Raw genomic sequence first — 11749 nt, 5'->3', positions numbered from 1 at the left:
TACGGCCACGGGGGCGACCGCACGCCGCGCCTCCTCGGCCGCCGCCACCCGCGCCCGCGACAACGCTCGCTCGCTCGCGGCGACGCGCGCCGCGTCCCGGGCCGCCGCCCGCCAGGCCGAGCTCGATCGGGAGTCGGCCCGACAGGCCGCGCGCCTCGACTTCCTGGCCTCGCGACGCGCCCCGGTGACGCCTACCCCGGCGGTCGACGCCGCGGTGGACGCCGCGGTCGAGCGCGAGTCCGCCCCGCTCTCGCACACCGCCTGACGCACACACCCGCACGAGCACTCCACCCGCACCCGCACCCGCACCCGCACCCTCCCCTAGGCTCGCCGCATGCGCGTACCCCTCGGATTCGTCGGCCTGGTCGCCGTGGCCCTCACCGTGACGGGTTGCACGAACGTCGACGCCGGGGTCGGTGGACGACCCGAGCGCGCCTCCTCGTCCGCGGTGGTGGCGTCGGGGGCCGCGACGGCCGACGGCGTCGTGCTGCCGCCCGAGGGCGCCCGCTTCGACTACCAACTGGGAGGCGCGTCGCCGGTCCCCGACGGAGCCACCGTCGTCGCCCGCGACAGCACCGACGACCCCGCCGAGGGCGCCTACGGCATCTGCTACGTCAACGGGTTCCAGACGCAGCCCGGAGTCGAGTGGCCGGACGAGCTGCTCGTGCGGACGGCCGACGGCGAACCGCTGGTCGACCCGGGCTGGCCGGACGAGCACCTGTTCGACCTGTCCACCGAGGCGAACCGGCAGGCCGTGGCCGAGCGCCAGGCCTCGACGATCGACGGGTGCGCCGCCTCGGGCTACCAGGCGGTCGAGTTCGACAACCTCGACTCGTGGACGCGGTCGGACGACGCCTTCGGCGAGGACGACGCGGTCGCCTTCGCGACGCTGCTCGTCGCGCGGGCCCACGCGGCCGGGCTGGCGACGGCGCAGAAGAACACCGCCGACCTCGGCGCCCGGGGCCGCGACGAGGTCGGCTACGACTTCGCCGTCACCGAGGAGTGCGACCGCTACGACGAGTGCGACGCCTTCACGGACGTCTACGGCGGGCTCGTGTTCGACGTCGAGTACACCGACGACCTCCGCGGCTCGATCGCCGAGGTCTGCGCCCGCGTCGGCGAGCTCGACCCGGCCCCCTCGACCATCGTGCGCGACCACGACCTGGTGCCGGCCGACGACCCGGCCCACGCCTACACGGCCTGCTGACCCGCGCCTCCTGAGCCCCCGGCGGGCCGGGCCGCCCTAGGCCTCGCGGGTGATCTCGACGGTGACGAAGAGCTCGCTGTTCGACGACCCCGCGTAGACACCGCGCAGCGGCGGCACGTCGCGGTAGTCGCGGCCCTGGCCGACGACCACGTGGCGTTCGCCGATGTCGATCAGGTTGGTGGGGTCGTAGCCGTGCCAGGTGCCGCAGAAGAACTCGACCCAGGCGTGGGACTCGCCCGTGACGGTCTCGCGCAGCTCGGCCGAGGGCTTCGGGTGCAGGTAGCCGCTGACGTAGCGCGCCGGGATGCCCGCCGCCCGCAGCGCACCGACCGTGACGTGGGCGATGTCCTGGCAGACGCCGGCCCGGGCGGCCCACGACTCGGCGGCCGTGGTCTTCACGTTGGTGACGCCCGGCAGGTACCGAACCGCGCCTCCGACCGTCTCGCAGATCGCCATCGCGGCGGCGCACGGGTCGGCGTGCGACGCCCGTGCCTCGGTGCCGACCTCGGCCAGGTCCACCGGAGGCGCGGTGAGGGGCGTCTGCTCGAGGTGCTCGACGAACGACGTGCTGGCCCCCGCGACCGCCGCCAGGTCGTCCCACGAGATCGTCTCGGACGGATGCGCCTGAGGCCGCACCTCGACGAGCGAGGTCGCGGTCAGCGACAGCTGCCGGTGCGGCAGCAGCACCTCGAACGACGACACCCGCGTGCCCCAGTAGTCGACGTACTCGTGCGACGCGGCGACGGGTTCGATGCGCAGGTGCGACGAGAGCACGAACTGGCCCTCGGTGTGCGCGGGCAGCATGCGCGCCTCGTTGTAGCTCGCGACCGCCTCGCCCTGGTACGAGAAGCCCGTCAGGTGCCGGATGCGCAGCCGGCTCACGATCGCTCCCCCACCCAGGTCGGTGCCGCGCTCGTCGGGAAGTACCGTTGCCGGATCGCCTCGGACGCGGCGCTCGTCGCGGCCTGCACGGTGTCCATCTGGCCGGGCAGGTCGTCGAGGATCTCACCGATCGGCCGGTACTCGAGCTCGCTGCGCATCTGACCGAGGATGCGCACCCCGCTGTCGGACGCCGCCACCCGGTGGTTCGTCGGCTCGACGTCGCGCAGGCAGGCCTCGGCCCGACTGATGGCGAACAGCACGCTGCGCGGGAACAACCGGTCGAGCAGCAGGAACTCCGCGGCGTTCCGGGCACTCGGCACGCCCCGGTAGGTGCGCAGGTAGGCCTCGTACGCACCGCACGACCGCAGGATCGTCGTCCACGACGGGCCGGACGCCTCCGTCAGCGTGCGGGTCGCGAGCAGGCGCGCGGTCATGTCGGCCCGCTCGATCGACCGGCCGAGGGTGAAGAACTGCCACACCTCGTCGCGGCTCGTCGCGCTCTCGATGATCCCGACGGCCAGCGCGCTGCGTTCGCGCACCCAGGCGAAGAACTCGTGCACCTTGTCGTCGGCGACCTTGCGCGGCATGCGGGCGCGCGTCGTGTTGAGGCACTCCCACAGCTCGGTCGAGACGATCTCGCGGGCCCGTCGGGCGTTCTCGCGGGCGGCGCCGAGCGAATAGGCGATGGAGGCCGGGTTGTGCCGGTCGACCGCCAGCATCGACAGCACGTCGCCCCGGGCCAGGTCGCCCTCGGGGGCGTCGCTGCCCATCACGGCGAGGAGGCTGCGGCAGGCGACGTCCTCCTCGATCCAGGGGTCCTCGAGCAGCAGCTGCAGGTGCACGTCGAGGATGCGCGCCGTGCCGTCCGACCGCTCGATGTAGCGGCCGATCCAGAACAGGCTCTCGGCGATGCGGCTCAGCATGATGGTCCTTCGGTCGGGGTGGCTCCGTGGTCGGGAACGCGGGACGCAGGAGGCGCGGGTCGGCTTCGTGACCCGGCCCGCACCTCCTTCGCCTGTTGCTGTTGCGCCTGCTGGTCGTTGCGAGGGTCGTCCTGGGGCGCGTGGTCGGGGCTGTGGTCGGCCGCGGCGGCCGCGGCCTCGGCGAGCTGCTCGGGCGTGACGATCGGGATCGACTGCGTCGGGGTCGTCTGCTCGGCGATGAGAGCGCTCACGTCGTGACCGGCCCAGGCGTTGACGTCGCCGCCGACGATCCAGGTGTCCTTCGAGCCGCCGCCCTGGCTGCTGTTGACGACCAGCTGCCCCTCGGGCAGGGCGACCCGGGTGAGGCCGCCGGGCAGCACCCACACGTCGTCGCCGTCGTGCACGGCGAACGGTCGGAGGTCGGCATGGCGGGGGCGGAGGCCGTCGTCGACCAGGGTCGGGATCGTGCTGAGCTGCACGACGGGCTGCGCGATCCAGCCGCGAGGGTCGCGTTGCAGCTGCGTGCGCAACTCGTCGAGCTCGCGTCGGCTCGCGGCCGGACCGACGACGAGGCCCTTGCCGCCCGAGCCGTCGACCGGCTTGACGACGAGCTCGTCGAGGCGGTCGAGGACCTCGTCCAGGGCGCCGGGGTCCTCGAGCCGCCAGGTGTGCACGTTCGGAAGCAGCGCCTCCTCGCCCAGGTAGTAGCGGATCAGCTCGGGCAGGTAGGTGTAGACGAGCTTGTCGTCGGCGACGCCGTTGCCCACCGCGTTCGCGATCGTGACCGTGCCGAGACGGGCGGCCATCAGCAGGCCGGGCGACCCGAGCACCGAGTCGGCGCGGAACTGCAGCGGGTCGAGGAACTCGTCGTCGACGCGGCGGTAGATCACGTCGACGCGTTCGGGTCCGCCGGTGGTCCGCATGAAGACTCGGCCGCCGGAGCAGTAGAGGTCGCGGCCCTCGACCAGCTCGACACCCATGAGGCGCGCCAGCAGGGTGTGCTCGTAGTAGGCGGAGTTGAACACCCCGGGGGTCAGCACGACGACGGTCGGCTCGTCGACTCCCGACGGGGCGCTCTTCTTCAGGGCGGCGAGCAGCCGGTTGGGGTAGTCGCCCACCGGACGCACGCGCATCGAGACGAACAGCTCGGGCAGCGTCTGCGCCATGACGCGACGGTTCGAGATGACGTAGCTGACGCCGCTCGGCACCCGCACGTTGTCCTCGAGCACGCGCCAGGCACCCGCCTCGTCGCGGATCAGGTCGATGCCGCTCACCTGGATGCGCACGCCGTTCGCCGGGTCGATGCCGCTCGCCTGCCGGTGGAAGTGGCTCGAACTCGTGATCAGGCTCGCCGGGATCACCCCGTCGGCGATGGCGGTCTGCGGGCCGTAGACGTCGGCGAGGAACGCCTCGAGGGCCTTCACCCGCTGCTTGATGCCGCGCTCGACGGTCGTCCACTCGGCGTGCTCGACGACGCGCGGCACGGCGTCGAGGGGGAACGGCCGCTCTTCACCGGCGAAGTCGAAGGTGACGCCCTGCGCCAGGTACGAGTCGGCGAGCGCCGCGGTGCGGCCCCGCAGGTCGTCCTGCGTCATGCCCTCGAGCGTCGCGTGGATCTCGTGGTAGGCCCGACGGGGCGTGCCGTCCGGCTCGAACATCTCGTCCCATGCGGCGGCCGACGGACGGGCGCCGGCTGGTCGGGTGCCGACCGACCGGGCCGCGGCACCCGTGGTGGTCGCGTATCCCTCGAAGAGCTCACCCATGGCTCGACGCTAGCCAGGGGGTGTTGCCGGGGTGTTTCGGCCGTGCGGCGGGGGTGTGTCGGGGGCTCGGAGGTGGCTATGCGACACGTGTCGCCCGGGTGTCGGGCCGGGCATGGGCCGGGCGTCGGCCGGGCGTCGGCCGGGCGTCGGCCGGCCGAGGGGCAGGACAAAAGCGAACAACGGGCGCTTCCCACCAATCCGATTTGTAACAGAGAACTCCCAGGAGGAATAGCGTCACCCCCGAACGACAAGAACGTCCCACTGGGAGGACCCCCACATGCGCTTCAAGTACCTCGTCATCGCCCTCATCGCGTTCCTCGCGTACACCTACGGAGCCAAGGCCGGAAAGGGTCGCTACAAGGAGATCAGCAACTTCTTCGACTCGTTCTGGAACGACCCCAAGGTGAAGAAGGCGCGTGTCCAGGCCAAGAAGGACGTCACCAAGGCCCGCAAGGCCGCGGTGAAGAAGGCCCGCAAGGCCGCGCACTAGTCCTTCCAGCCGCAGGGGCCCGAGAGGACGACCTTCTCACGGGCCTCTTCGCATGCGGCCGTCACACGGACCCCGCTGGCACGCACCCGATCCCGACCGTCTCAGCAGCATCAGCGCAACCCGCGCACCAAACGAAAAGGAACACATCATGGGCTTCCTCGCCTTCATCCTCCTCGGCCTCATCGCCGGTGCCATCGCCAAGCTCATCCTCCCCGGCCGTCAGGGCGGCGGCTGGATCGCCACCCTGATCCTCGGTGTCATCGGCGCCCTCATCGGTGGCTGGATCGGCGGAGCCGTCTTCAACGTCGGCTACGACGGCTTCTTCAGCATCCAGAGCTGGATCATCGCCATCCTCGGTGCGCTCGTCGTCCTCGTCATCTGGGGCTTCATCACCGGCCGCAAGGGCAGCCGCGCGTAAGCAGCTCCCCCCGCACCACGACAGAGCGGGCCGTCCCTCCGGGGGCGGCCCGCTCCGTCGTCTCCAGGGGGCGCCTTGCCGTTCCCGGCGTGCCCGCACTCCAGCCGTGCCTCCGCGCCCCGTGTGCCGAACCCGCCGTGCCACACCCCACCCGTGCCTTCGCGCCCCGCGTGCCGCACCCGACCCGCACCTCCGCGCCCCGCACCCCGCACCCCCGCACTCCGCGTGCCGAACCCGACCCGCACCTCCTCACCGCGCGTGCCGAACCCGACAACCGCCGCGCGCCACGCCGCTCATCTCCGCCCCATGGCCCCGAACACCAGCCGACCGTCGCGAATTGCACACGGCGGCCAGGCAGCAGGGGCGCCAGGGGCAGCGGGTGCGGGTGCGAGACTCGTGGCATGTGGACGCAGAACCGGCCCGACCCCGACGCCGAGGTGCCGGAGGCGGTGGTCACGGCCGCGCGCGGCGACGCCATCACGGCGGTCTGGCGGAACGAGGCCGGAGGCACCACGTACCGCCTCGGCGACGGGCCGACCCGGCGTTTCGCGAAGTGGGCCCCGCACGGCAGCGGCCTCGACCTGCACGCCGAGGAGATGCGGTTGCGCTGGGTCGTCGACTTCACCCCCGCCCCCCGCGTGCTCGAGATCGGTGGCGACGACGCGGGCGAGTACCTGGTGACGGCGGGCGTGCCGGGGCGCAGCGCCGTCGACCTGCTCTGGGCCGCCGACCCGGCGACCGCCGTGCGCGAGGCGGGACGAGGGCTGAGGCGACTGCACGACGTGCTGCCGGTCGACGAGTGCCCGTTCGGTTGGTCGGTCGACGATCGGATCGCGACCAGCGAGAAGGCTCGCACCGCGCCTCCTGGACTCGGCGACCCGCCGGCGATCGACCGCCTCGTCGTCTGCCACGGCGACCCCTGCGTGCCCAACACGTTGATCGGCGACGACGGACTCTGGTCGGGGCACGTCGACTTCGACGCCCTCGGCGTCGCCGACCGCTGGGCCGACATCGCCGTCGCGACGATGAGCCTCGGCTGGAACTACGGCCCCGGCTTCGAGCAGACCTTCCTCGACTCGTACGGCGTCGCCGACGACCCCGTCCGCACGGCGTACTACCGGGCGCTCTGGGCCGCGACGTGAACGGGGCGAGCAGGTAAAATGGGACGATCCGAGCCAGCCGCCATCGTCCGGGAGCGAACATGACACCGCCGTCCGACCCTGCACAGCTGACCCTCTTCCGACAGCGGTCGGTCCACGAGGCCGAGCACAGCGGCGAGATGGAGGGCCTGCACGTCGACTCCGACACGTCGTCGGATGCCGACGACTACGTGGCGGGGCGGATCGACTCCGACGAGCTCGTCGCCCGGGCGCGGGCTCGCTACGGACTTGCCTGACGGCGTCGACCCGTACGTCGATCCGGCCACGGGAATCCTTCGGAATCTCGTCGGCGCGACCGATCGGCGGTCGTTGGACGAAGCCGAGGGTGCCCTCGCGTTCGCCCGGCTCGTCCAGCTCTCGGACCACGAGGCTCCGAGCACGCGCGACCTGGCCGAGCTCTGTGGCATCCACCGTCACCTGTTCCAGGACGTGCACGACTGGGCCGGCACGCCGCGCATCGTCGACATCCGCAAGAACACCCCTGGTGCCGAGCATTTCCTGCCCTGGTCGATGATCGAGCGAGCATCGGCTCTCGCGTTCGACGAGCTGCGGGCCGACGACCACCTCCGCGGCATGGACAGGACGCGGTTCGTCGAGAGGCTCGCCCACCATTTCGACGCGATCAACTACATCCATCCGTTCCGCGAAGGCAACGGCCGGGCGCAGCGGGTCTTGTGGGGCCGGATCGCCGAGGACGCGGGCCGGCGCCTCGACTGGCGCTCGATCGACTCCACCACCAACGTGGCAGCCTGTCGTGCGGCGTCGGAACGCCAGGACTTCGAGCCGTTGCTCGCGCTCTTCGACGACGTGGTCGTCGACGCGACGTGACCCGGGCCGAGTCGCACCCGGGCCCACGACGCCACGATGTGGGCACCGCGCCACGATTAAACATGGCGGTGTGACCAGAACGTGGCGTCATACATCGCCCGGGTCGTCCAAGATGGTGCGGTGACCGACATCGAGACCACACGACGACACGACGGCAGCCGTGACGACATCAGCGGCGCCGTCGACGGCAGCCTCCGTCAGGACGTCAGCTACCTCGGCAGCCTGCTCGGCCGGGTGCTGCGCGAATCCGGCGGCGACGAGCTCTTCCAGGCCGTCGAGGACGTCCGGGCCGCCGTCATCGCCGCCTACGAGGGAGCCGACGGCGCGAGCCTCGACGATGCCCAGCGCCTCGTCGACGCCCTCGACCAAGGGCTCGCCGAGCAGGTCGCCCGCGCCTTCACCTGCTACTTCCACCTCAGCAACCTCGCGGAGGAGCACCACCGCGTCCGTGTGCTGCGCCGCCGCGGCAGCGAGGCGAGCGCCGCGGGCGACTCGGTCTCGGCCACCCTGCGACAGCTGACCGACGAGGTCGGCGCCGACGAGGCCTCGAAGCGGCTCGACGCCCTGCGCTTCCACCCCGTGCTCACCGCACACCCGACCGAGGCCCGCCGCCGTGCGGTCGCGTCGAGCATCCGTCGCATCAGCGACCTGATGATCGACCGCGACCGGCTCGAGAACGACGTCGCCGTGGCCGAGGCCGAACGCCGCCTGCTCGAAGAGGTCGACACGCTCTGGCGCACCTCGCCGATCCGCACCACGCGCCCGACCCCGCTCGACGAGGTCCGCACGGCCATGAGCATCTTCGACCAGACGCTCTTCGAGATCGTGCCGCAGGTCTACCGCCTGCTCGACGACCGGCTGCTCGGCGACGCCGCCGGCCGCGAGCCCGCCGTCGCCCCCGCCTTCATGCGCCTCGGCACCTGGATCGGCGGCGACCGCGACGGCAACCCGCACGTCACGGCCGAGGTCACCCGGGCCGCCGCCGACATCGCCGCCGAACACGTCCTGCTCGGCCTGCACCGCGCGACCTCCCGCATCGGCGGCACCCTGACGCTCGACGAGGCCGAGACCCCGGCCTCCGACGAGCTGGTGGCCCTCGCGGAGGCGCAGCGCGGGATGGACGCGGACGTCGCGTCCCGCATCGGCGTGCGCTCACCCCACGAGCTGCACCGCCGCGTGCTGATGTTCGTCGCGGCCCGCATCGACGCCACCCGCCGCGAGGGAGCGCCGCTCGCCTACGGCCACCCCGACGAACTGCTCGCCGACCTGCGGGTCGTGCAGCAGTCGCTGCGCGCGGCCGGCGCGCACCGCAGCGCCAACGGCGACCTGCAGGGCCTCGTCTGGCAGGTCGAGACGTTCGGCTTCCACCTCGCCGAGCTCGAGGTGCGCCAGCACTCGCAGGTGCACCGCACGGCCCTCGCGGAGCTCCGGGCGGCCGACCCGGTCGCGGGCGGGGAGCAGTCCACCGGCGGCGAAGCCGGGTCCGACACCGCGCCTCCTGCACGCAGCGAGATGACCGACGAGGTCCTCGCGGTGTTCCGCACGATCGCCGACCTGCAGAAGCGCTACGGCGTGCGGGCCGCGTCGCGCTACATCGTGTCGTTCACGCAGTCGTCGGCCGACCTGGCCAACGTCTACGAGCTCGCCGAGCGCGCGATGGGCGACGAGCCCGCACCCGTGCTCGACGTGATCCCGCTGTTCGAGACGTTCGCCGACCTCGAGGCCAGCACGCGCATCCTCGACGAGGCGTTGCAGACCGAAGCCGTGCAGCAGCGCCTCGCGGCGACCGGCCGCCGCCTCGAGGTGATGCTGGGCTACTCGGACTCGTCGAAGGACGTCGGCCCCGTCTCGGCCACCTTCGCGCTCTACGCCGCCCAGGCCCGCATCGCCGACTGGGCCGCCGAGAACGACATCGAGCTGACGCTGTTCCACGGACGCGGCGGCGCCCTCGGCCGCGGTGGCGGACCGGCGAACGAGGCCGTGCTGGCGCAGCCGCCGGCCTCCGTCGACGGTCGCTTCAAGATCACCGAGCAGGGCGAGGTCATCTTCGCCCAGTACGGCAACAAGACGATCGCCGCCCGACACGTCGAGCAGATGGCCGCGGCCACCCTGCTGGCGTCGAGCCCGTCGAACGAACAGGCCAACGCGACCGCCGCCACGCGGTTCGCCGAGGTCGCCTCGACGATGGACGTCGCCTCGCGCGAGGCGTTCTTCGGCCTGGTCAAGGCCGACGGCTTCGCCTCGTGGTTCGCCGCCGTCACCCCGATGGAAGAGGTCGGCCTGCTCGCGCTCGGTTCGCGCCCGGCCCGTCGCGGACTCTCGGTCGAATCCCTCGAAGACCTCCGGGCGATCCCGTGGGTCTTCGCCTGGACGCAGGCCCGCATCAACCTCGCCGGCTGGTACGGCCTCGGCTCGGCGCTCGAGGCCGTGGGCGACCTCGACCTGCTGCGTGAGGCCTACGCGACCTGGCCGCTCTTCTCGGCGATGATCAAGAACGTCGAGATGTCGCTCGCCAAGACCGACGAGCACATCGCCCGCGAGTACCTGGCCCTGGCCGACCGCGACGACCTCGCCGGACGCGTGCTCGACGAGATGGCCCGCACGCGCTCGTGGGTGCTCGCGGTCAGCGGCCACGGCGAGGTGCTCGACGGACGTCCGGTGCTGAGCCGCGCGGTGCGGCTGCGCTCGCCCTACGTCGACGCTCTCTCGCTGCTGCAGTTGCGCGCCCTGCGGGCCATCCGCGTCGCGGGCGGTGGTGACCCGGCCGACGCCGACCACCGCCTCCTGCTGCTCAGCGTCAACGGGATCGCCGCCGGGCTGCAGAACACGGGCTGAGCCGCGGCACTCCGCAGGACGCAGGAGGCGCGGGTTGGGTCGTCGACCCGGCCCGCGCCTCCTGTGTGCTCCGCCCGTCGCTCGCGCGGGCGCATCAGCCCGGCAAGGGCGTCAGCCCGGCGGGCGCGTCAGCCGAGCAGCTGCTCGCTGAGCGCCCAGAGGCGGTCCGACTGCTCGGGGTCGAGGGCGTAGTCCTTCACGCCGCGGCCTCGGGCGTCCTCGCGGAACGGCTCGGCCTCGGCGACGTCCTCGAAGTAGCGGGCGCCGACGCCCTCGACGAGCGGGTGGACGGCCACGAAGACCGACGTCGCGGCGCCCTGCTGGGTCGACTTGAAGGCCGGGTTGGGGGTGCCGTCCTCGTCGATCCAGCCACGGTCGAGCATCTCCTGCTTGGGCAGGTGGCGCTGCAGCGGGGTCAGGATGCCGCCCGGGTGCACGGCGTTCGCCAGCACGCCGTCGTCGGCCCAGCGCTGCGTGACGCCGACCGCGAAGAGGGAGTTCGCCGTCTTGGACTGGCCGTAGGCCGACCACGGGTCGTACTCGCGACGCTCGAACATCACGTCGTCGAACACGACGGGCGAGAAGTGGTGGCCGGTCGAGCTGAGCGACACGAGACGCGACGGGGTGCCCGAGGCCTGTGCTCCCTCGACGAGGGCACCTCGGAGCGCGTTCGCCAGGGCGAAGTGACCGAGGTGGTTGTTGCTGAACTGCAGCTCCCAGCCCTCGGGGGTGCGGGTCTCGGGCGTGGCCATGATGCCGGCGTTGTCGATCAGCACGTCGAGCGGGCCCTGCCACGCGTCGGCGAAGGCCTGCAGGGTGTCGCGCTTCTCGAGGTCGAGGATCGCGGCGCGGACCGTGCCGCTGCCGCCGCCGGTGCTCTCGCGGATGTCGGCGACGGCCTGCTCGCCCTGCTCGGGACGGCGGACGGCGAGGGTCACGTCGGCCCCCGCAGCGACGAGGGAGCGGGCGGTCTCGATGCCGATGCCGGACGCGGCGCCGGTCACGACGATGCGCGTGCCGGTCAGGTCGAGGCCGTCGACGACCTCGTTCGCGGTGGTGGCGGCACTGAAGGGGGTGGTGATGCGAGTCATGACGTCGACGCTACGCCCGGGAGGGGACACCTCTCTCGGCGAACCGGTGACGGCCGGGCACGTCCCGACCGGCACCGCGCCTACCGGACGTGCCGAACCCGACCGGCACCGCGCCTCCCGGGCGTGCCGAACCCGACCGGCACCGCGCCTCC

The 11749-nt window shown here is 72.5% G+C and carries 12 protein-coding genes; 8 read left to right on the top strand and 4 right to left on the bottom strand.

What is annotated here, in order from left to right:
* Positions 1 to 265: hypothetical protein (locus tag SZ60_RS17480; RefSeq protein WP_043595805.1), on the top strand; the 265-nt coding region annotated here is incomplete at its 5' end.
* A 69-nt stretch (positions 266 to 334) separates the two neighbouring features.
* Positions 335 to 1207, top strand: a complete 873-nt coding sequence (locus tag SZ60_RS10620) for an endo alpha-1,4 polygalactosaminidase (protein ID WP_052505330.1) — start codon at positions 335 to 337, stop codon at positions 1205 to 1207.
* Positions 1208 to 1243: 36 nt separating this feature from the next.
* Here SZ60_RS10620 and SZ60_RS10615 read toward each other — a convergent pair whose 3' ends face one another.
* From SZ60_RS10615 to SZ60_RS10605, 3 genes are read right to left on the bottom strand one after another with little or no spacing between them, the layout of a single operon-like run.
* Positions 1244 to 2089: a transglutaminase family protein gene (locus tag SZ60_RS10615; protein WP_043595803.1), complete on the bottom strand. Its 846-nt coding sequence runs from the start codon at positions 2087 to 2089 to the stop codon at positions 1244 to 1246.
* Entirely contained in the window at positions 2086 to 3012 is a 927-nt protein-coding gene (locus tag SZ60_RS10610) for an alpha-E domain-containing protein (protein WP_043595802.1), read from the bottom strand. Before SZ60_RS10610 ends, SZ60_RS10615 begins: the two co-directional genes overlap by 4 nt.
* On the bottom strand, positions 3006 to 4775 hold the full coding sequence (locus SZ60_RS10605) for a circularly permuted type 2 ATP-grasp protein (protein ID WP_043595800.1): 1770 nt from the start codon (positions 4773 to 4775) through the stop codon (positions 3006 to 3008). The genes SZ60_RS10610 and SZ60_RS10605 overlap by 7 nt, the downstream gene beginning before the upstream one ends.
* 277 nt (positions 4776 to 5052) lie before the next feature.
* Here SZ60_RS10605 and SZ60_RS10600 point away from each other — a divergent pair, with 277 nt between their 5' ends.
* The 6 genes from SZ60_RS10600 to SZ60_RS10575 all read left to right on the top strand — a co-directional run bounded on the left by SZ60_RS10600 (position 5053) and on the right by SZ60_RS10575 (position 10506).
* Positions 5053 to 5265: a hypothetical protein gene (locus SZ60_RS10600; RefSeq protein WP_043595799.1), complete on the top strand. Its 213-nt coding sequence runs from the start codon at positions 5053 to 5055 to the stop codon at positions 5263 to 5265.
* A 148-nt stretch (positions 5266 to 5413) separates the two neighbouring features.
* A complete protein-coding gene (locus tag SZ60_RS10595) occupies positions 5414 to 5683 on the top strand; it encodes a GlsB/YeaQ/YmgE family stress response membrane protein (RefSeq protein WP_043595797.1) in 270 nt (89 codons plus the stop codon).
* A 401-nt stretch (positions 5684 to 6084) separates the two neighbouring features.
* A complete protein-coding gene (locus SZ60_RS10590; protein WP_043595796.1) occupies positions 6085 to 6825 on the top strand; it encodes an aminoglycoside 3'-phosphotransferase in 741 nt (246 codons plus the stop codon).
* Between the two features lie 59 nt (positions 6826 to 6884).
* Complete coding sequence (locus SZ60_RS10585) at positions 6885 to 7079, top strand: antitoxin VbhA family protein (RefSeq protein WP_043595794.1); 195 nt, start codon at positions 6885 to 6887, stop codon at positions 7077 to 7079.
* Between the two features lie 73 nt (positions 7080 to 7152).
* The gene (locus SZ60_RS10580) at positions 7153 to 7671 is read left to right on the top strand and encodes a Fic family protein (RefSeq protein ID WP_231567124.1); all 519 of its coding nucleotides are present in this window, start codon (positions 7153 to 7155) and stop codon (positions 7669 to 7671) included.
* A gap of 120 nt (positions 7672 to 7791) precedes the next feature.
* Positions 7792 to 10506, top strand: a complete 2715-nt coding sequence (locus SZ60_RS10575) for a phosphoenolpyruvate carboxylase (protein WP_052505329.1) — start codon at positions 7792 to 7794, stop codon at positions 10504 to 10506.
* A gap of 128 nt (positions 10507 to 10634) precedes the next feature.
* Here the strand turns inward: SZ60_RS10575 and SZ60_RS10570 are convergent, their stop codons facing one another.
* On the bottom strand, positions 10635 to 11597 hold the full coding sequence (locus SZ60_RS10570) for an SDR family NAD(P)-dependent oxidoreductase (RefSeq protein WP_043595791.1): 963 nt from the start codon (positions 11595 to 11597) through the stop codon (positions 10635 to 10637).
* Between the last annotated feature and the right edge of the window lie 152 nt (positions 11598 to 11749).

This window comes from Frigoribacterium sp. MEB024, assembly GCF_000878135.1.
Lineage (GTDB): Bacteria > Actinomycetota > Actinomycetes > Actinomycetales > Microbacteriaceae > Frigoribacterium.
This window is presented reverse-complemented; position numbering and strand designations above follow the sequence as displayed.